Source organism: Flammeovirgaceae bacterium (assembly GCA_015180985.1).
GTDB lineage: Bacteria > Bacteroidota > Bacteroidia > Cytophagales > Cyclobacteriaceae > UBA2336.
Genome location: CP054185.1, coordinates 905,800 through 926,455 on the forward strand (window position 1 = coordinate 905,800; position 20,656 = coordinate 926,455).

Annotated in this window: 15 protein-coding genes; 12 read left to right on the forward strand and 3 right to left on the reverse strand. The window is 45.0% G+C overall.

Going from position 1 to position 20,656, the window contains the following annotated elements; genetic code table 11:
* Positions 1-128: 128 nt before the first annotated feature.
* Positions 129-2,606 (reverse strand): lamin tail domain-containing protein, encoded by a 2,478-nt coding sequence (locus tag HRU69_04340; GenBank protein QOI96766.1) that lies wholly within the window; start codon positions 2,604-2,606, stop codon positions 129-131.
* Here HRU69_04340 and HRU69_04345 point away from each other — a divergent pair.
* Both HRU69_04345 and HRU69_04350 read left to right on the forward strand, forming a co-directional pair.
* Entirely contained in the window at positions 2,581-3,573 is a 993-nt protein-coding gene (locus HRU69_04345; GenBank protein QOI96767.1) for an aspartate-semialdehyde dehydrogenase, read from the forward strand. The two genes, HRU69_04340 and HRU69_04345, sit on opposite strands and share 26 nt — an antisense overlap.
* 89 nt (positions 3,574-3,662) lie before the next feature.
* Positions 3,663-4,871 carry a class I SAM-dependent methyltransferase gene (locus tag HRU69_04350; protein ID QOI96768.1) on the forward strand — a complete coding sequence of 403 codons (1,209 nt, stop codon included), beginning with the start codon at positions 3,663-3,665 and terminating at the stop codon, positions 4,869-4,871.
* Here the strand turns inward: HRU69_04350 and HRU69_04355 are convergent, their stop codons facing one another.
* Positions 4,872-5,063, reverse strand: a complete 192-nt coding sequence (locus HRU69_04355) for a hypothetical protein (protein QOI96769.1) — start codon at positions 5,061-5,063, stop codon at positions 4,872-4,874.
* 246 nt (positions 5,064-5,309) lie between these two features.
* On the opposite strand from HRU69_04355, the gene mfd reads away from it, so the two are divergent.
* Positions 5,310-8,687, forward strand: coding sequence for a transcription-repair coupling factor (gene mfd / locus HRU69_04360; GenBank protein QOI96770.1), 3,378 nt, complete (start codon positions 5,310-5,312; stop codon positions 8,685-8,687).
* Positions 8,688-8,951: 264 nt separating this feature from the next.
* Positions 8,952-10,190, forward strand: a complete 1,239-nt coding sequence (gene gldJ, locus HRU69_04365) for a gliding motility lipoprotein GldJ (GenBank protein QOI96771.1) — start codon at positions 8,952-8,954, stop codon at positions 10,188-10,190.
* 51 nt (positions 10,191-10,241) lie between these two features.
* On the opposite strand, the gene HRU69_04370 is transcribed toward gldJ, so the two are convergent.
* Entirely contained in the window at positions 10,242-10,706 is a 465-nt protein-coding gene (locus HRU69_04370; protein ID QOI96772.1) for a ComF family protein, read from the reverse strand.
* 289 nt (positions 10,707-10,995) lie between these two features.
* Between HRU69_04370 and HRU69_04375 the strand changes: the two genes are divergently transcribed.
* From HRU69_04375 to HRU69_04410, 8 genes are all read left to right on the forward strand, one after another.
* The gene (locus tag HRU69_04375) at positions 10,996-11,337 is read left to right on the forward strand and encodes a carboxymuconolactone decarboxylase family protein (GenBank protein QOI96773.1); all 342 of its coding nucleotides are present in this window, start codon (positions 10,996-10,998) and stop codon (positions 11,335-11,337) included.
* The gene (locus tag HRU69_04380; protein QOI96774.1) at positions 11,330-11,707 is read left to right on the forward strand and encodes a hypothetical protein; all 378 of its coding nucleotides are present in this window, start codon (positions 11,330-11,332) and stop codon (positions 11,705-11,707) included. Before HRU69_04375 ends, HRU69_04380 begins: the two co-directional genes overlap by 8 nt.
* A 108-nt stretch (positions 11,708-11,815) precedes the next feature.
* Positions 11,816-15,127, forward strand: a complete 3,312-nt coding sequence (locus HRU69_04385) for a hypothetical protein (protein QOI96775.1) — start codon at positions 11,816-11,818, stop codon at positions 15,125-15,127.
* Positions 15,128-15,142: 15 nt separating this feature from the next.
* Positions 15,143-15,547, forward strand: coding sequence for an ATP-binding protein (locus tag HRU69_04390; GenBank protein ID QOI96776.1), 405 nt, complete (start codon positions 15,143-15,145; stop codon positions 15,545-15,547).
* Between the two features lie 2 nt (positions 15,548-15,549).
* Complete coding sequence (gene ybeY, locus HRU69_04395) at positions 15,550-15,966, forward strand: rRNA maturation RNase YbeY (GenBank protein QOI96777.1); 417 nt, start codon at positions 15,550-15,552, stop codon at positions 15,964-15,966.
* An 86-nt stretch (positions 15,967-16,052) separates the two neighbouring features.
* Entirely contained in the window at positions 16,053-17,915 is a 1,863-nt protein-coding gene (gene mnmG, locus HRU69_04400; GenBank protein ID QOI96778.1) for a tRNA uridine-5-carboxymethylaminomethyl(34) synthesis enzyme MnmG, read from the forward strand.
* A gap of 251 nt (positions 17,916-18,166) precedes the next feature.
* Entirely contained in the window at positions 18,167-18,808 is a 642-nt protein-coding gene (locus HRU69_04405) for a class I SAM-dependent methyltransferase (GenBank protein QOI96779.1), read from the forward strand.
* Positions 18,808-20,529, forward strand: a complete 1,722-nt coding sequence (locus HRU69_04410; protein ID QOI96780.1) for an Ig-like domain-containing protein — start codon at positions 18,808-18,810, stop codon at positions 20,527-20,529. The genes HRU69_04405 and HRU69_04410 overlap by 1 nt, the downstream gene beginning before the upstream one ends.
* Positions 20,530-20,656: the final 127 nt, after the last annotated feature.

Below are 20,656 nucleotides of genomic sequence, written 5' to 3' on the forward strand. Positions count from 1 at the left end.
GGCTAACCACAAAGTAGCACAGAGAAAGCACAAAGGTCACAAAGAAAGAGGTCAGTATATTGTGTTTCTCCGTATTCTTTGTGTGTACTTAGTGGCCTTTGTGGTTAAGTTTATTTTTGAGATGGCTTCTAATAACGTGCGGCAACCACAACCCGTTTTCTGAAAGTCTCTACTGCGCCAGACGAATCAAAAACCTCAAACCACACCACGTAATATCCGGGGCGTGCTTTGATGCCGTCATTGCGGTCGCCATCCCACCGGTAAAAACCTTCGGTTGCCAGGGTTTCGTTGTTGGCAATTTGTTTGATTTCTCTTCCCTGCTGATCAAGAATTTTGATGTTGGCCACTTTGCCTCCCTGATCAAACCGATACCGGATCTCGGTAAAATCGGGTTGGCCGTAAAGCGGAATAAACAACTCGGGTTCTATTTTAACCTCACCTGAAATAACCGGTGTAGTTACTGAATTTGAGTTTGGCAAACCGGGTGTGGCAAAGCCTGCTACCGATGCAGCCGATTTCCAGTTGTTCGCATCGTTGGTAGGACTGTTCATGTGTATACGTTCGAGCGAAACACCCTCCTTATCGCGAAGAAACACTGAATGGTAATCGCGTGAGTACCTGAAATTATCAAGCACAATGCCACCTTCATTAACGATACATGATGTACCTTCATTATCAGGAAATGATGGAAGTGAACTTACTTTTATAATCATCCCTGATTGTGCCTTCGGGTAATGTGAAAGAATGGTAAACGGATCGGTAGTAAACGCCATTATCTCACCAGGCGCTAAAAGTAAATCATCAGTGGTAAGAACTTTGGGGTTAGCCGGCACTCCATTATCAAAATTGCCGACAGAAAAATTTTTAAGATTAATGTACTTCTGTGAGCGGTTTAACACCTCCAAAAAATCAACTCCGAATGGCTTTGGATTAAACAGTATTTCATTGATAACTATATCAAAAGGGTTTGCTTGCTCAGGTAAGCCAAAATTTACGGTGGTAAAGTCTGGCTGAATCTGGTTGCCTGCGCAGTCATAAATGTTATTTACTGTAATCGAATAGGATTGCTGCGGCTGAAAGGCGGTTGTCACATCCAACCATACTTCCCGAAGCGATGATGATGCAAACGAAACAGCCGTAACTGTGTTGGGTGGTGTGATCAAGAAGCTTCCAGCTGCGGGCAGTGTATTTTCCAATCGCTCATCAAAGCGAAGTTTCAACTGTGTTGCCGTTACCGGAATAGCGGATAGCAATTTCGGGCCGGTCAGATCGGGTTTGTTTGCTTGAACGGAATTTTGTTGCCCGGGCGTTCCCCCGGAAGGATGTTCCGAAGCCACCCAGTTATCTTCTTCAGCACAAATATTTTCAGGATCAATAAGTTCTAGTGTCCAGCCTCCCTGTTTCTTATCATCATTTTTATACCAGGCATCGGTGTAATTAACCTCATCAATAAGTTGCAAACCGGCATCCTGGAGTTTAATGTTATCGCCACTGTTGTTGAGTGTTGGAAAATTAGAAACGCCCAATGTAGCTCCAAAAGCAGCGTAAGCTGCTGCTGATGTAGTGGTCGTTATAACTACGTAAGCGCCAGGAGCAAGAACATAGTTTGGCAGTGTAGCCGTTGATGACAGATCGGCAAGCTTCCAACCTGCCAGGTTAACCGGGCTGCTGCTGCGGTTGAACAACTCTACAAACTCGGCTTCGGGCAAACCGATTACCGGGTTGGGATCAGGAAAAAGTTCTGTAATAATAACGTCTTTGAAATTTGATGGCGGAGGAGGGGCGTACGGATCGCCTGTAACAATGAAGTCATCGAAATAAAAGTGCGAAGAGCGGGTTGAGGTGTAGCTGCAATAGACACCGAAGTAAGCGGAGGTCGGATGCACCACATCATTCACGGTGCCTTCCGAAATAAAGGTGCCCGTTATTCCGGCATCCGAAAACAGTTCCCAGTTGCCGTTGTCATCCCGTATTACTTTTATCCGAATTATCACCGGATCGGCATTTACCCTTCCATCAAGGCCGTCAATAATTTTTGTGCGCGTGGTTCCGGTTTGCCGGTACAGGCTCACCTCATCGGGTGTATCGCCTATAAGAACAAAATACCCGTTAAATGCTGCAGAAAGATCGCTTTGACTGGACGAAAGATATACCCGTGCAAAGTTGCTGGAAGACGGATTAAAATTGAGCTGTACGGAAAACTCCCACACTGCATTATTAATTGCCGTGCTGGCAGTTGACAGATACGCCATGTCGGCCACGGCCGGGGCCTGGAGCCGAAGCCGCCCGGCATCTACAATAAATTTTGAGTCAGTGCCTGCCCAAACTGGATTGGCTGTAAAATCCCCATCCGAAAAATTGTCGGTAAACTGGGCAATACAGGATGGAGAGCACAAACTAAAAATCAATACACCTATTACCATACCCCTCAGAGGGGACAACGGGGGGTGTTGATTATTATCATGAACAATGGATATCACCACTATTACCAAAAATACTATTTTTGCGCGGCCGTTCGGGAAACCGGCCGGCTCTGCAGTTGAGTTGCCCGTCAGGGCTTTAATCAGAATGCCAAGAGAAATGAAATTAGCCGTTGTGGGGGCCACCGGTTTGGTTGGCCAGGAAATCCTGAAAGTACTTGAAGAACGAAACTTTCCTTTTGACGAGTTGTACCTGGTAGCCTCCGATAAATCGGTAGGCCAATCCGTTACCTTCAAAGGAAAACCGTACGAAATCAAAAGCATTGATGAGGTTTGCAAACTCGCACCCGACATCGCCATTTTTTCGGCAGGCGGAAGTACCTCGCTGGAATGGGCGCCCCGTTATGCCGAGATGGGCACCATTGTTATTGATAACTCCTCGGCCTGGCGGATGGATCCGACCAAGAAATTAATCGTGCCCGAAATCAACGGCCATGAATTAACCATTGATGACCGCATCATTGCCAACCCGAACTGCTCCACCATTCAAATGGTAATGGTGCTGGCCCCACTGCACGTAAAATATAAGTTGAAGCGCGTGGTGGTTTCAACGTATCAATCCGTTACCGGCACAGGCAAAGATGCTGTACAGCAACTGATGGACGAACGTGCACAAATAAAAGGAGCCAAAGTTTATCCGCACAACATTGATATGAATGCGCTGCCGCATATCGATGTGTTTCTCGACAACGGGTACACCAAGGAAGAAATGAAAATGGTTAACGAAACCCGCAAGATTCTGGGCGATCAGACCATTGGCGTTACGTCAACCACCGTGCGCGTTCCTACCATTGGTGGGCATGCCGAAGCCGTAAATGCCGAATTCTATCACGACTTTGCCTGCAGCGAAATCCGGTCCATTTTGGCCAACACCCCGGGCGTTATCGTGCAGGACGATCCGAAAAATAACATCTACCCGATGCCCATCAACGCCAAGGGCCGCGATGAAGTGTTTGTAGGGCGCATCCGCAGGGATGAATCACAGCCTAATACTGTTAACCTCTGGATTGTTGCCGATAACCTGCGCAAAGGCGCAGCAACCAATGCGGTGCAGATAGCCGAGTTTATGTTGGAAAAGAGTTTAGTGTATTAATTTCCATCTCAATCTTACAATATAAAGCCGGAGCCAACCGGCTTTTTGCTTTTCATACAAACGAAAAAGTTTTGCAACTTCCGGCAGTCATGATACATGATTTAGCCCAGTCGAATATTCAGCAATTTATCCGCGACCATGAAAATGATGATGTGCGGGAGTTGGTTCTAAAAAAAGCTTTTATTGAAGGAACACCTTCATCCGTAATTGCCAACCAGATTGCCTGCCGCAGAAAAGCAAAAGAGAAACTACCGTTATGGTACAATACAGCCGGAATTATTTACCCCCCCATGGTAAATCTTGAGCAGGCCTCATCAGAAATAACGGCTCAGTTCAAATATGAGGTGCTGACCAACAGAATAAACCCTCCGTTCCCCCGGATTAAGGGGGGTGTCGGAGTTGACTTAACCGGAGGCTTTGGGGTTGATTCTTTTTTTATTAGTCAGTCATTCGGACAATTCCACTATGTGGAATCAAATGCCGAACTGGTTGAAATTGCCCGGCACAACCACCGGCAGCTTGGAAGTACAAACATTACTCATCACTGTACTGCTGCTGAAGAATTCTTGCAGGCCTTTCCGGGTACAATTGATTTTATTTACCTCGATCCCTCGCGCAGAACAACCGGCAGCAAAAAAGTAGTACAGCTTAGTGATTGCCTGCCCGATGTACCTGCATTATTGCCCGCACTGCTTGAAAGGTCATCGCTGGTTTTGATAAAAACCTCGCCCCTGCTGGATATTCAACGCGGATTGAACGGTTTGAGATCCGTACGCAATGTATTTGTTGTTTCCGTAGCCAACGATTGCAAGGAGGTTTTATACTTGTGTCAATCAGGTTTTTCGGGGGAGCCGGTCATCCATGCTGTAAACCTGCAGTCGCCCGATGATGAATTTACCTTCTGTATAAGCGAAGAGAAAAAAGCAGCAGTAGAATTTTCATATCCCCTCGCCTATTTGTTCGAGCCAAATTCTTCACTGATGAAGGCAGGAGCATTTAAAGTTACGGCTGAGCGTTACGGGTTGTTCAAACTTCATAAGAATACTCATATCTATACTTCTGACAAATTAAGTTATGAATTTCCAGGACGGATTTTCAAAATAAAATCGCTGGTTACGCCTTCGGAGATTAAAACAGTATTTGCGACAAAACAGGCTAACATCATCAGCCGTAATTATCCGCTAACAGCCGAACAACTGAAAAAGAAACTCCATCTTCGTGATGGCGGATCTGATTACCTTATTGCGGTTGCCGGTCTAAAGAAAAAATACTTAGTCGCAGCCGGCAGGATAAAGTGATTAGGGTATCCACGCCATAATCCAGTAAAGTGCATAGCAAATAAGGGCCGCCAAACCATACACCTTAATAATCTTTCTGCGGTTCTGCACATCCTCCCACCAAAGCATGAGCCAGGGTTTAAAAAGACCGATGGTCAGGAAAAGCAAACAGGCCATCGTAAGCAGTAAGAAGAAAAAGCGAACTTGTTCCATCGCCTCAATGTACAACTACCTTAAGTATTAAGCATGCGGATTTATAACAGGCTTATCTGAAATCCGAAAAAAGATAGCCCGGAACAGAGCGCCTTCAGCATAACATTGCCTCCTTGTTGTCCTGAGCCAGCGAAGGACCTCTTATCATTGATAATTATCCACTACGAATATGGGAACTATTGAAGAATCTTAACATTCAATTTTACAAACATCATTTATCTTTGCAGCCCGCAATAAGCGGATCGATTGAGGGCGAGTGAGTTTTTAAACCAGTATTGCGCGGATAGTCTTGTACAGACCGTAGCCGCAGGAATTACTGCGCCCGATACTCAGAATATCCTCATAAAAAATCTTGCCGGAAGTCTGGATGCGGTGCTTGTCGCTGCGTGTTTCCGCTTACATCCCTGCGATTACTTTATTGTACTGCACGACCGGGAAGAAGCAGCCTATTTCCAGAATGACCTTCAGCAGCTATTAGAACGTGAAATTTATCTGTTTCCGATGTCGTACAAACGGCCGTATGAGTATGAAGAAACAGAAAATGCCAATGTGCTTATGCGCACCGAAGTACTAAACCTTATCGCAACAAAGAATCAACCTCAAATCATCGTATCGTACCCTGAAGCACTCTCAGAAAAGGTTATCAGCAAGCGCTCGCTCACCTCAAACACGTTTCAGGTAATCACCGGTTCCAATCTGGATATCGGTTTTCTTGAGGAGTTTCTTCACACGTACGATTTTGAGAAAACCGATTTTGTTTACGAAGCCGGGCAGTTTGCCGTGCGGGGTGGCATTATTGATGTATTCTCCTACGCGCACGAACTTCCTTACCGGATTGAACTAATTGGCAATGAAGTGGAGAGTATCCGTTCGTTCGATCCGGGAACGCAGTTATCCATTGAACTACTCAATCAGGTTAACCTGATTCCCGATGTACAAACCCGGCTGGTAAAAGAGCAGCGGCAATCGGTTTTTGAATTTCTGCCGAACGATACCGTATTGTGGTTTAAAGATTACCAGCTCACCCGGGATGCGGTTCAGCAAAATTTTAATAAGGTAGCAGATTCCTTCCAGAAAATCCTCGCTGCGGCCGGAGGGGCATCCGTGGCGCTCAAACCTGTTGAACTATTTGAATGTGCTGACGATTTTCTTATCCACACCGGGGCTTTGCGGAAAATTGAATTTGGCAACCGGTTTTCATTAACCCCTGCAAAGACGTTCGAGTGGTCGGCCGGTGCGCAGCCGGCCTTTAGCAAAAATTTTGAATTGCTGTGTACTAACCTCCTCGATTTGCAGCAAAAAGGATACACCAATTGTATAGCGGCCGAAATGCCCCGCCAACTCGAACGGCTCACCGGCATTTTTGAAGAAATCCGCCCGGAACTTCGTTTTACCCCGCTGGAGTTTCCGCTTCGGCAAGGTTTTGTTGACCAAACCCTGAAACTTGCCTGTTATACCGACCACCAGATTTTCGAACGCTTTCATCGTTATCATGCGCGCGAAAAGTTCAGCAAATCAAAAGCGCTTACGTTGCGCGAACTGCACACCCTTCAACCGGGCGATTTTGTTACCCATATCGACCACGGCATTGGCAAGTTTGCAGGCCTGGAAAAAAAAGAAGTGAATGGCCACGAGCAGGAAGCCATCCGCCTGGTGTATCGCGATGACGATGTACTGTACTTAAGCATTCATTCTCTTCATAAAATTTCACGGTATACCGGCAAAGAAGGTTCACCACCGGTAATCAGTAAGCTTGGTTCGCAGGAATGGGAGAGTAAAAAGGCCAAAGTAAAAAAGAAGGTAAAAGACATCGCCAAGGAACTGATTGAACTTTACGCCAAACGCAAATCGGCCCCGGGGTTTTCGTTCTCGCCCGACAGCTACCTGCAGGCTGAACTGGAGTCATCCTTTATTTATGAAGACACACCCGATCAGGCCAAGGCAACTGAAGACGTTAAACGCGACATGGAGGCCCCTCACCCGATGGACCGGCTCATCTGTGGTGATGTGGGTTTTGGTAAAACGGAGGTGGCCGTTCGGGCAGCCTTTAAAGCCGCCACCGATGGCCGGCAGGTGGCTGTGCTGGTGCCCACTACCATCCTGGCCATGCAGCATTTCCGCACGTTCAGCGAACGATTAAATGGTCTTCCGGTAAAGGTTGATTACATCTCGCGCTTTCGTACCCATCAGGAAATAAAAAAGATTCTTGATAATGTTCGCGAAGGCAAAACCGATATCCTTATTGGCACCCACCGAATTGTAAGCAATGATGTACATTTCAAAAACCTGGGCCTGCTCATTGTTGACGAAGAGCAAAAGTTTGGCGTTAAGGTAAAAGACCGCTTGAAGGAATTGAAGGTGAATGTTGATGTGTTAACACTAACGGCTACGCCCATACCACGCACCCTGCATTTTTCCTTAATGGGCGCCCGCGACTTAAGTATTATTTCCACGCCTCCGCCCAACCGCCAACCGGTAACCACCGAACTGCACACCTTTCACGAAACGATTATTCGCGATGCTGTTAGCTTTGAATTGCGCAGGGGCGGACAGGTTTTCTTCGTACACAACCGCATCAACGATATCGAAGAAGTTGCCAACATTATTTTCAAACTGGTTCCTGATGCGCGCATTGCTGTTGCGCATGGCCAGATGGAGGGCGACCGGCTGGAGAAAACAATGCTGAAATTTATTAATGGCGAATGTGATGTGTTGGTTTCAACCAACATTATTGAATCGGGGCTGGATATACCTAACGCCAACACCATCATCATTAACCAGGCCCACCTTTTTGGATTATCCGATCTGCATCAGATGCGCGGCCGTGTTGGTCGTTCCAACAAAAAAGCATTTTGTTACCTGCTTACCCCGCCTGCCTCTCTGCTCACGTCCGATTCACGAAAACGATTAGCCGCCTTGGAAGAATTTTCAGAATTGGGCGATGGGTTTAAAGTAGCCCTGCGCGATCTGGACATTCGCGGGGCCGGTAATTTGCTCGGTGCCGAACAGAGTGGTTTTATCAATGATCTTGGCTTTGAAACCTATCATAAAATTCTTGACGATGCCGTTCAGGAACTCAAGGAAACCGATTTCAAAGATCTGTTTGCCGCAGAACTTGCCGAAAAGGTCAAGCTTATCGTTCAGGATTGTACTATCGAAACCGATCTCGAAATTCTTATTCCCGAAAATTACGTTAGCAACACCAGTGAGCGCCTCCAACTGTATGCACGATTGGATAATATCCGGGATGAAACCGAGTTAAGTCGCTTCGTTACCGAATTGCGCGATCGGTTTGGTGAACTCCCGCAATCGGTGGAGGCGCTTATCAATACCGTGCGGCTGCGTTGGCTTGCCGAACAACTTGGCTTTGAAAAACTATCGTTAAAGAAAGGCGTGTTAAAAGGATACTTCGTAAGTACAAATGATGCGTACTTCAATTCTGAAACATTCGGAAAAATTCTCCGGTATATTCAAAATCATCCCCGGCAGTGCCGGTTACGCGACCACCAGGGCAAAGCCATGGTTACTATTGAAAACATCGGGGATGTAGCGTCTGCCATGTCCATTATGGTTCAACTGACAGGTCTTGAACATAAACCGGCCAGCGAAATGATTTCAGGATAAGGCCGGTTCAAGCAGGCAATCAAGCGCAAACAATACGATGCCCCACCTGTCGGACCCCTGCATTTTATCTTTTATCTTCACTTATGGCAAACCACCGGAGAACGCCTTCTCCTATTGGGATTAGGCCATCTTAAAACAATACTTACTGCCATGTGGGCGTTATCAGTTTGGATTGTATTAAAGATTTATCAATAAAAAGTCTTCTGCTTGGAAAACACGCGTTTATCTCTTTATATTAGCAGTTGCTTTAAAAACTAAAGTAAAATGAGGAATTACATTAAGGTTCTTTTACTGCTTGCCGGAGCCTCTGCCGTTATATCAGGGTGCTCACTTTTTGGTAGGGGAGGCGGCAAACCCACAGCCCAAAACCCCGGATCGGTAAGTTCGGCAACAGGTCTGGCTTATAACGATGAAGACGAAGGCGGATTTATGGTAAATCCCTACGAAGGCCAACCCGATGCCCCCAACATGGTGTTTATTGAAGGAGGGCGGGCAGTTATGGGTTCGTTCGAAGAAGATGTGATGTCCTATCGCGATAACATCGAAAGAACGGTTTCGGTAGCCTCATTTTATATGGATGAAACCGAGATTGCCAACATTCATTGGCTCGAATACCTGCACTACCTGGCCCGCGATTCTTCACAAGAGGTATATCAGGCTGCAAAACCCGATACAACCGTGTGGGTAGGCAAACTCGCTTTTAATGATCCGTACGTTGAGCACTACCTGCGTTATCCGGGATTTCGTTATTTCCCTGTTGTTGGTGTAACCTGGAACCAGGCCAGCGCTTATGCCGTATGGCGTACGAAGGCCGTGAATATGGACCTTGCTAAAAAAGCCGGTGAAGAATATGCTGAAACTGACGGGCGCATTCCGCTTGAATCAGGGTTTGTAGTGCCCGCGTATCGATTACCTACTGAAGCCGAGTGGGAGTATGCCGCCCAAGCCATGATCGGAACACAGTGGCTTGAAGAAATGCAAACCCATCAACGAATCTATCCGTGGGATGGCCACGCTTTACGAAATCCGTACGGTAAGCAAATGGGCTTTATGCTGGCCAACTTTAAACGGGGCCGTGGTGACTACGCTGGTATTGCCGGTCGTTTAAACGATGGTGCACTTATCACTACCTACATATACGAATTCCCTCCGAACGATTATGGCTTATACAACATGGCCGGTAATGTTAGCGAATGGGTGCAGGATGTTTATCGTCCGCTATCATTTCAGGATTTTGATGACCTGAACCCGATACGCAGAGATGGTTTCCTCGATAAAGCCTCTGGTACCGAACAGGAGGGCAACGTGTATAACAACGTTGACCGCAACCCCGAAAGCTTTACCTCACTTATTACTGACAGAGCCCGGGTTTACAAAGGCGGAAGTTGGAAAGATGTTGCCTACTGGATGTCCCCCGGTACGCGCAGGTTCCTCGATCAGGACAGCGCCACCGCTACAATTGGTTTCCGCTGCGCTATGATTCGGGCCGGCTCAAATTACTAGCAATTAATTAGCTCCTTCCATAAAAGCCTCCGGTAAATACCGGGGGCTTTTTTATTCGCCCGCATAGGCAACGCTTACCGCGCTTAACGTTGCGCAGCCCGCCTGTAATAACACGCTGCCACAGGCTTCTATGGTTGCCCCGGTGGTGATAACATCGTCTGCAATAAGCACGCGCTTGCCTTCAATAGCCCGCGGGTTTGCTACAACAAAAACTTCGCTCACATTTTCCCAGCGCTTAAGCCGGCTTTTTCGTGTTTGAGTTTCCGTGTTAACCGCGCGTTTTACAACCGTTGTTTCAACCGCTACATTTAAAGCAGCCGCCAGGCCAATGGCAAATTCTTCGCTTTGGTTGTAGCCCCTTCGCTTTCTTTTCCATTCGTGAAGGGGAATCGGAATAATTACATCGAGTTGCCGGTCATACCCTGCCTGTGCCAATTCATTTCCGTAAACGCGCCCAAGCGTCTGGCCTATTTCAGGCCGGTTATTGTATTTTAATTCGTGGAGTAACTCCTGCACAAGGCTGCCTTTACGGAATAAAAGGAATGCGCCCGCAAATTGTAACGGCAACCTGCTGCCAAGCCTCAGGCGTAGTGGGTTATTATTAACCCGGTGATAATCAGTGCGCGGCAGATGATGAATGCAGCGGGTGCATAATATCTCCTCTCCCTTTGCCAGGCCCGATTTACAAGCCGCGCAGTAATTTGGATAAACTAGTGATACCAGGTCAGAAACAATATCGGCCAGTGCAGATTTCAGTTTGGTATATTTACGCCCATTAAGGTATTAAAAATTAAAATCAGCAGAAATGGGACTGGTTACCGACTTCAACAATTATCGAAGCAAAATGAATGAAAAGATTCTGGCTTCTGATAATCTGATCATCAAACGCATCTTCAACCTGGACACAAACGCTTACGCTGCGGGTGTACTCGATTTGAAGACCAAAGAACTTATTGGCCTGACCTGCTCGCTGGTTTTGCGGTGTGATGACTGTGTAAAGTACCATCTTGGCAAGTGTAAAGAGGTTGGCCTTGCCACCGAACAGGTAAACGAAGCCATGGGTATAGCTACCTTAATTGGCGGAACAATTGTTATTCCTCATTTGCGCAGGGCATACGAATACTGGGAAGAGTTAGCTAATGTATAAGCGCGATCTCGATCTGGAACGAAGGTGGCAGAAACTGCTTGACAAACTCACGGATGCTATTGGCAAAAAACCGAAAGATTTAAATGCCGTGTTGTTCCTCATCGGTGTACAGGAACTGGGTCAGGGACAAAAGTCCTTCTCAAAAGAAGAAAAACAGGATTTGATGCACATTGCCATTTGCCGGGTACTCAGCAGTTCAGGATACTACAGTTTGCTTGGGCTGGATGAACAAGGATGGCCACATTGGAAACTGGAAAAAAAACTGCCCAATTTCGATCTGCTTGAGCAAGAAAAGCTGCTGAAAATGCACATCATCGACTATTTTGAAGAAGAATACAACTGGTCGTTTGATGCCCGTTCAGCCGAGTAGCTCAAATACAAAACCGTTTGCTCCCTGCCGGCAGAGCATTTATCTTTAGGATACTTCCAAAAACTTTGGGGTTACTGTTAACGTTTCCATCTGTATACTGTTAAGCGCATGGGCCGCATTGATCAGATTGAAGAGAAGATAAATACATTCCGCAAGAAGTATTACATCAACTTGTTGGTAAGAGGCCTTATCCTCACGCTAACGGTGTTGCTTGCTTATTTTATTCTGGCGGCCTTATTTGAATTTGCTTTCTGGTTAAATGGTTCACTGCGTTTTTTTATCCTTCTATCCTTTTTTGTGCTGGCCGGGTATTGTTTTTGGCGGTTTCTGAGCCAGGCTGTTTTGTTTTTGTTCTCCGGTAAGGGCATCGATAATGAACAAAGCGCCCGCCTGATCGGTGAGCGACTGCCAACCATCAGCGATAAACTCCTTAACCTGGTGCAGCTTTTAAAGGTATCGGGCAATTCAAGCCTGGCTTACGCCAGCGTTACACAAAAAGCTGGTTTGTTTGAACCCATTCGATTTGACACCGTTATTGACCTTCGCGAGAATCTCAGGTACCTGCGTTATCTGGTTATTCCGGTAATAGTTGTTGTTCTGCTGCTCGTGCTGAACAGCAACATGCTTACACAAAGTGCTCACCGGATACTACACTATAATCAGGCCTTTACTCCAACGGCCCCCTTTCAATTTATTGTTACCAATAAATCGTTTACCGCTTATCGAAACGAAGATTTTACCGTATCGGTAACACTGGAAGGTACTGCTTTACCCGAAAGCGTCTATCTGACCTACGGCACACACCGTTTAAAAATGGAAACAGTGGATGGAAGCCACTTTGTCTATACGTTCGAAAAAATTCAGGAACCAAAAACAATCCGGTTTGAAGCAGCCGGATTTTATTCAACTCCGTTTGAAATAATTTTAGCTGAACGGCCTGAATTAACCCGGTTAACGGTAACGCTGGAATATCCCCCTTACCTCCATCGCAAAAATGATGTGTTTGCCAATGCCGGAAACCTTGAGGTGCCTGATGGTACAGTGATTACCTGGCAGGTGCAGACAGCGAACGCCAACAGCGCCTCCATTCAATTTGGCGAACAAGCACCCGACCCTATGCAGTTGATTGATAATCAAAGCTTTACGTTAAAAAAACAACTGCGTGAATCGGTGGGTTATGAAGTTAAGCTGGAAAACAAGTTCAGTACGAATAAAGACCGCATTGCATATTCTATCGGGATCATTACTGACCAGTTTCCGCAAATCAATGTGAACAATTTCAACGATTCCGTTTTCTACCGGCAAATTGTTCTGGGCGGCATGGTTTCAGACGACTACGGGCTAAGTGAATTACGATTACATTTTTCTGTAAAAGATGCAAGGCGCGAAGAGGTTGCTAAGAAAAGTCTATCCATACCTATTTATAAAAATCAGCAGCAACAGAGTTTTCTTTTCAACTGGCGGCTTGACTCGCTTCAGTTAAAGCCTGGTGAGCACCTTGAATATTACTTACAGGTTTGGGATAACGATGGGGTTAATGGTCGAAAATCAACCCGCTCAGCCTCCTATTCCTTATTTATACCCGATAGGGATCAGATTACTGCCGATATATCACGATCGCAATCCAAAGCGGAACAGGCCCTTCATGAAAGTGCTGAGCAAGCCGAGCAACTTCGAAAAGATATTGAAGACGCTAACCAAAAACTTAAAGGCAAACAAACACTTGACTGGCAAGAGAAGAAGCGCCTGGAAGAACTTATTGAACAACGTAAAAACCTGGATCAGCTAATTCGGGATTTAAATGAAGCCAACAAACTGTTGGAGAAAAAGAAGGAATCATTCACTGAACAGGACGAACGCATCAGGCAGAAAGCCGAGCAGATACAAAAACTGATGGATGAGCTGCTTGACGAGGAAACAAAAAAGTTGCTTGAAGAACTTCAAAAACTTCTTCGTGAAAACGCCAATGTGTCCGAAATCCAGAAGTTAATGGATAAACTGAACAGGAACTCCAAAAACCTGGAGAACGAACTGGAGCGCACCCTTGAACTTTTTAAACAACTGCAGTTCGAATACAAGATGGACCAGGTGATTAAAGACTTGCAAAAGGATGCCGATGGGCAAAAAGAGCTGTTAGAAAAAACCAAACAACTGGAAGAGGAGGGTAAAGAAAAGGGGAATATAAAAAACGAAGAAAAGACCGCTAAAGCGCAGGAGTTGGCAAAAGAACAGCAGGCATTAAGCGAAGAATTCAGGAAAACCGCTGAAAAAATTGAAGAGCTCAATCAGCTTGCCGAAGAATTGGATAATAATCAAGACCTTCCTGATCAAGTTGATGTTGACCAGATTGATGAACTTCAGCATCAAAGTAAAGAAAACCTGCAACAAAATGCGCCTGACAAATCCCGGCAACAGCAGCAGAAGGCCATCCAGAAAATGAGCGAAATGCAGCAAAAGATGGAGGAGATGCAAAATGCCATGGAAATGGATATGCAAAACATAGAATCCCTCCGCCAGATAATACACGGCCTGGTTAAGCTCTCATTTGATCAGGAGTCACTTCTAAACCAGTTTAACGAACTGCAGGTTAACGATCCGCGTTTCAACAGCCTGGCCCAAAAGCAATTAAAACTTAAAGATGATGTTAAAGTGCTGGAAGACAGCCTGTTAGCGCTTTCAAAACGAGATGAAATGATGGGCTCTTTCATCACACGCGAGATAAACGAACTTAACGACCACCTTACTAAAGCAATTGATGCTAACCGCGAACGAAGAAGGCAGCCGGCTTTAAGTGAAATGCAGTTTAGCATGACATCCATCAATAATCTGGCATTAATGCTCGACAGCCATTTTGATATGATGATGCAGATGTTGGCCAACGCAAAGCCTTCAATGAAATCGAAAAAGAAAGGAAAAGAACCCAACCTCTCGCAACTTCAACAGCAACTTAATAACCGCATTGAGCAACTTAAAAACAGTGGAAAGCAGGGGCGCCAACTCTCCGAAGAATTAGCACAAATGGCTGCCGAGCAAGAAAGGATACGCAGGGCCCTGCAGGAAATGCAGGAAAAAATGCAACAAAAGGGAACAGACGTGCCCGGAAGCGACATTCCTGATAAAATGGAAGAATCTGAACTTGATTTGGTTAATAAGCAACTGACCGATCAACTGATCCAGCGCCAGCGAGAAATACTGACCCGACTATTAGAAGCCGAGCGATCAATGCGTGAACAGGATTTTGATGAAGAAAGAAAAGGTGAAACGGCCAAAGACTATCAAAATGAGATTCCGAAAGCCATTGAGGATTATTTGAAATTAAAAGAAAGGGAAGTAGAACTGCTTAAAACCATGCCGCCTAAACTTTATCCGTTTTACAGAAAAGAGGTTAGTGAATATTTTAAGCGATTGCGCGAAAACTAAGCGATATTGCGAAGAATGAACACAATCAGTATTCACATTCCATCTATACTCGATAATATCCGGATTATTGAAAGCTTTATTGATAACGCCAAGGAGCGATTTCAGTTAAATGACGACCTGTATGGCAATATTATGATTGCCGTAACTGAAGCAGTAAACAATGCCATTAAGCACGGAAATGCAGGGGATAAGCAGAAGAATGTTCACCTGAGCCTTTCTCTTGATTCATCATTACTTCGATTCACCATAAAAGACGAGGGAAGCGGCTTTAACTTTCAAGACCTTCCGGACCCAACTTCTCCCGAAAATCTGAATAAGCCTGGGGGAAGAGGCATATTTCTGATGAAGCACCTGTCTGACGAAGTGGAATTTATGGATGGTGGCCGGGTTGTCGTGCTTAGTTTTTATATGAATTCCTGATAATGCCTATCCGCTATTTCTGCGAAGGGGTACAGTTTCAGGTATTACAGCCCCGAAAAAAATCGAAATGGCTGAACGCGGTGGTTAACAAGGAGGGCCATTCAGTTTCCTTAATCAATATTATTTTTTGCTCCGATTCATACCTGGCCAAACTAAACCGCAGGTATTTAGGGCATAAAACCTTAACCGATACTATTACATTTCAATATTCAGCACCACAAGAATCCATCGAGGGCGATATTTTCATCAGCATTCCTCGTGTTAAAGAGAATTCAAAAAAATTTAAAGTTGATTTTGACATTGAATTAAGCCGGGTCATGGTTCATGGCGTTCTTCATCTTTTAGGCTATTCCGATAAATCATCCTCAGATAAGGCCATAATGCGCCTTAAAGAAGACACTTACTTATCTTTGCGATAGTTTCACGTGAAACCACAAGGGTTGTGGATAATGTTTGTGGAATTGTTAATAAAAATTAACGGTTCCACGTGAAACAATAAAAAACCATGTTTCCAGAGTACGATATTATAGTTGTGGGGGCGGGCCATGCCGGGTGCGAAGCCTCTGCCGCGGCCGCCAAAATGGGGTCAAGGGTTTTGCTTGTAACCATGAACATGCAGACAATCGGCCAAATGTCGTGTAACCCGGCTATGGGTGGTGTAGCAAAAGGGCAAATTGTACGAGAAATTGATGCGCTGGGGGGGCTTTCCGGGATAGTCTCCGATAAATCAATGATTCAATTCCGCATGCTTAATCGGTCAAAGGGGCCGGCAATGTGGAGTCCACGTACCCAAAACGACAGAATGAGGTTCTCAGAAGAGTGGCGTTTGGCCCTTGAAAAAACGCCCAATATCGATTTCTGGCAGGAAATGGTTACTGGAATCCTGGTCGATCAAAACAGGGTCTGCGGAGTTAAAACATCCCTTGGAATTGAAATTAAGGCAAAAGCAGTAATACTTACCAATGGCACTTTCCTGAACGGGAAAATTCACATCGGTGAAAAGAGTTTTGGCGGTGGCCGAACCGCTGAAAAGGCTGCGGTTGGAATAACGGAGCAATTAATACAATTGGGTTTTGAATCAGGACGGATGAAAACCGGTACGCCACCACGGATAGATGGCCGTAGCCTTGATTATAGCCGAATGGAAGAACAAAAGGGAGATGAAGCACCCGGCAAGTTTTCATTTACCGATACACCACCTCTTAAACGCCAATTAAGCTGCTGGATCACGTATACCAACAATCAGGTTCATGACCAACTGAAACGCGGCTTTGAGAAGTCACCAATGTTTAATGGCCGGATTGAAGGGTTGGGGCCTCGCTATTGCCCTTCAATAGAAGATAAAATTAACCGGTTTGCTGAGCGTGAACGGCATCAGATATTTGTTGAACCGGAGGGATGGAACACTGTTGAAATCTATGTTAATGGATTTTCCACATCTCTTCCTGAAGATATTCAGTATCAGGCACTTACAAAAATACCTGGCTTTGAAAACGCCCGAATGTTCCGGCCGGGCTATGCTATTGAGTACGATTATTTTCCGCCCACACAACTAAAACCTACTCTTGAAACACAACTAATTGATAATCTGTACTTTGCTGGGCAAATTAACGGCACCACCGGCTATGAAGAAGCGGCATGCCAGGGTCTTGTTGCCGGCATAAATGCCCATAATAAACTAAACCAAAAAGAACCATTCGTTTTAAAGCGTTCTGATGCATACATCGGAGTTCTTATCGATGACCTGGTTACGAAAGGCACGCAGGAACCATACCGTATGTTTACCTCCCGCGCAGAGTACAGAATACTCCTGCGACAAGATAATGCAGACCTGCGGCTTACCGAAAAAGGGTATGAACTAGGGCTTGCCAGTTCGGAAAGGATAACCGCATTATTGAGCAAGAGAAAAGAAATAGAAGAAGTACTCACTTACCTTAATACGATTAAGGTGGACCCTGACATGGTTAACTCAAAGCTTGCAGGCCTAAATACCGCCTCCTTGCGAGAAAAGACTACGCTAAGCGCACTGTTAAAGCGGCCGGAAATCGGAGTAAATCACTTGTCAGTTTTGCATCACGATATTGAAAAACTTCTCCAAAAATTTTCAGCTGAAGCGCGTGAACAAGCTGAAATTGCTGTGAAATATCAAACCTATATCGAGCGTGAGGAAAAACTTGTTCAAAAAATTTCAGGCCTTGAGGATTATTCCATCCGGCCTGATTTTGATTACGACAGGGTAAAGGCCCTATCTGCCGAAGGTCGCGAAAAACTTAAAAGAATCAGGCCGTTAACAATAGGGCAGGCCTCGCGAATTAGCGGAGTAAGCCCGGCTGATGTGTCAATCCTTACCATTTACATGGGCCGGTAATGGAAGAGGTGCTTTCTTGTCCGGTATGCAACTCAGTTAAATTTGAGCACCATCTCGAGTGTATGGACCATGCACTGACCAAAGAAAAGTTTACACTAAAGCGGTGCATTCAGTGCGCGCTGGTAATTACTTCGCCCAGGCCCATTTCAGATAATCTAGCCCGGTATTACAATTTTTCTGCTTACATATCGCACACAGGCAAAACAGATTCACTGCTCACAAGCTGGCTTTATAAATCAGCACGCGGCATTATGCTGCAACGTAAATATTCAATCATTAAAAAATTATGTACAACTGGCCGGATTCTTGATGTTGGCTGCGGAACCGGGGAGTTCCTGAACACCATGCAAAACAGGGGTTGGGATGTAACCGGGGTGGAACCCTCGTCAGCAGCGAAAGCAAGGGCAGAAAAGTTGCTACAGAAACAATTATTTACCACGGTAGACGAGCTTTCTGAAAACGGGTATGATGTCATTACAATGTGGCATGTGCTCGAACATATAGGTGGGCTTAATGAAGTTATCACTAAGCTGCGGAGTTTATTAAAGCCTGGTGGGCTATTGTGTGTTGCGGTTCCCAATTATCATGCTTATGACGCTCAAAAATATGGCAGCGGCTGGGCCGGATATGATGTTCCGCGGCATCTTTGGCATTTTACAATAAATAGTATGACGGGCTTTCTTGAAAACAACCGATTCAACCTATTGCAAACAATTCCAATGAAACTTGATGCATACTATGTTAGCCTGCTGAGCGAAAAATTGATTAATCCTGATAAACCAATTACAAACTACCTGCGGGCATTATATTCAGGCATATTATCAAACCTTAAAGCACGCAAAACATCAAATTATTCAAGTCTTATATTCCTTGCCAGGTTAAAACCGAACTGATGCGGGTTCTGCTGGCTGTCTGTTTGGCGCAACTCAGTTTTAGTTGTGCCAAACAGACAACACCTACTGGGGGCCCCAAAGATGAGGGTGCGCCACAGTTAATTCGTTCGGTTCCGGCAAATCGGCAAACCAATTTTAAAGGCGACCAGATTGAATTGGTGTTCGATGAATATGTTCAGGTAAACAATGCACGTGAGCAAATTGTAATCGTCCCAACAGTCGGCAAAAAGTTCGAGGCGATAGCCAGGAAAAACAAAGTAACAATAAAACTTAACAGCACACTTCTTGATACCACAACCTATACCATTAACTTCAGGGAATCCATCCAGGATTTAACCGAGAAAAATCCTGCAAAAAATTTAAAACTTGCTTTCAGTACAGGGCCTCACATTGACTCGCTGTTTATAAAAGGAACCGTTAAGGATTTGCTGAAAGGAGTGCCTGCAGAAAATTTTACAGTAGCTATTGCTCCGCTCAACGACACGTTTAACATCTTCAACCACACAGCCCAATTTTTTACGTTAACCGATAAAGAAGGTGAGTTCGCCATAGAAAATATTAAAAGGGGAAATTACCGCCTTTACGCCTTCGAGGATAAAAACAAAAATCTGAAGGTCGACAGTCGCAGTGAATCATTCGCATTTGTTTCTGATACACTGAGCTTAACACAATCAATTAACAGTCAGGTGTTGTATGCCATTCGCCTCGACATGCGGCCCATCCGGTTAATTTCTGCCAAGCCAATTGCCAATCACTTTTTAGTCAGGCTCAATAAAGGATATTCAACCAGTACTATCCAAAGTGTTTTAAAGGAATACAAGGTGCAATACGATATCCCTGAATTTTCAAGTTTACGCTTTTACAATACACTGACCGGACTTGACAGTTTGCCGGTTCGCCTCGTTTTAACTGATAGCCTTTTAAACACACTGGATACCACTTTATATATATCATTTAACAAAACCAGTCTGCAAAAAGATCGCTTTGAATTAAAGCCTCAGAACATGAGTTATGTGGAAAACAAACAATTGGTTAAAGGCGAACTCGTATTCACCAAACCGGTGGCTCATCTTGTGTATGACAGCATTTATATCCGTGCAGATTCATTAACTACAGTAAAATTTACCAGCGAGGATTTTACCTGGGATGCAACCAATACAATTGCCAAAATCAACAAGCCGCTAACAAAAGCACTCGATTTGACCGCGATCAAAGTGTCCAGAAACAACCCTAACCAACAAAGCCCGCGACTACCCGGGCAAGATACCAGGCGAGCCACTTCAGGAGCTAAACCGGCTATAAAACCCACGGCCTCTAAACCCTACAATCAACTAATTATTGCAAAGGGCGCATTTATATCTGTCGAAGGCGACACAGTGGGTCATACCAGTCAGCCCTTTTCGGTAACAAAACCAGAAAATACCGCAACACTGTTAGTTGAAGCAGTTGGTGCCGGTAACATTATCGTGCAGCTACTAAATGCGGACTATAAGGTTGTTACTGAATCAACCCTAAAAAAACCGCGTTTTGATAATCTTCTGCCGGGAGAATACCAAATCCGTGTTGTACTAGATAAAAATGACAACGGAAAGTGGGATCCGGGAAATTACCATCTGAATATAGAGCCAGAAATGATTACCTTTTATACAGACGATACCGGCAGCAAAAAACTAAACCTAAAAGCAAACTGGGAGCTAGGACCCTTGTTAATTCGATATTGATAACATGTGGAAAACTATCAGTAAAAGAGTACTTGCCTGCCTCCTTAAGTAAAAACGACTATTGCACAGAAAATATGTTTACTAAATCAAGGTTAACCACATCCATTCACAAACCGTTTAATCAACA

What these genes read in the sequence shown, in the direction of transcription:
- HRU69_04355 (QOI96769.1), bottom strand. Translation starts at nt 5,063, where the DNA reads ATGGAACAAGTTCGCTTTTTCTTCTTACTGCTTACGATGGCCTGTTTG.
- HRU69_04350 (QOI96768.1), top strand. Translation starts at nt 3,663, where the DNA reads ATGATACATGATTTAGCCCAGTCGAATATTCAGCAATTTATCCGCGAC.
- HRU69_04385 (QOI96775.1), top strand. Translation starts at nt 11,816, where the DNA reads ATGGGCCGCATTGATCAGATTGAAGAGAAGATAAATACATTCCGCAAG.
- HRU69_04345 (QOI96767.1), top strand. Translation starts at nt 2,581, where the DNA reads ATGAAATTAGCCGTTGTGGGGGCCACCGGTTTGGTTGGCCAGGAAATC.
- HRU69_04405 (QOI96779.1), top strand. Translation starts at nt 18,167, where the DNA reads ATGCTGCAACGTAAATATTCAATCATTAAAAAATTATGTACAACTGGC.
- HRU69_04390 (QOI96776.1), top strand. Translation starts at nt 15,143, where the DNA reads ATGAACACAATCAGTATTCACATTCCATCTATACTCGATAATATCCGG.
- gldJ (QOI96771.1), top strand. Translation starts at nt 8,952, where the DNA reads ATGAGGAATTACATTAAGGTTCTTTTACTGCTTGCCGGAGCCTCTGCC.
- mnmG (QOI96778.1), top strand. Translation starts at nt 16,053, where the DNA reads ATGTTTCCAGAGTACGATATTATAGTTGTGGGGGCGGGCCATGCCGGG.
- ybeY (QOI96777.1), top strand. Translation starts at nt 15,550, where the DNA reads ATGCCTATCCGCTATTTCTGCGAAGGGGTACAGTTTCAGGTATTACAG.
- HRU69_04375 (QOI96773.1), top strand. Translation starts at nt 10,996, where the DNA reads ATGGGACTGGTTACCGACTTCAACAATTATCGAAGCAAAATGAATGAA.
- HRU69_04380 (QOI96774.1), top strand. Translation starts at nt 11,330, where the DNA reads ATGTATAAGCGCGATCTCGATCTGGAACGAAGGTGGCAGAAACTGCTT.
- HRU69_04410 (QOI96780.1), top strand. Translation starts at nt 18,808, where the DNA reads ATGCGGGTTCTGCTGGCTGTCTGTTTGGCGCAACTCAGTTTTAGTTGT.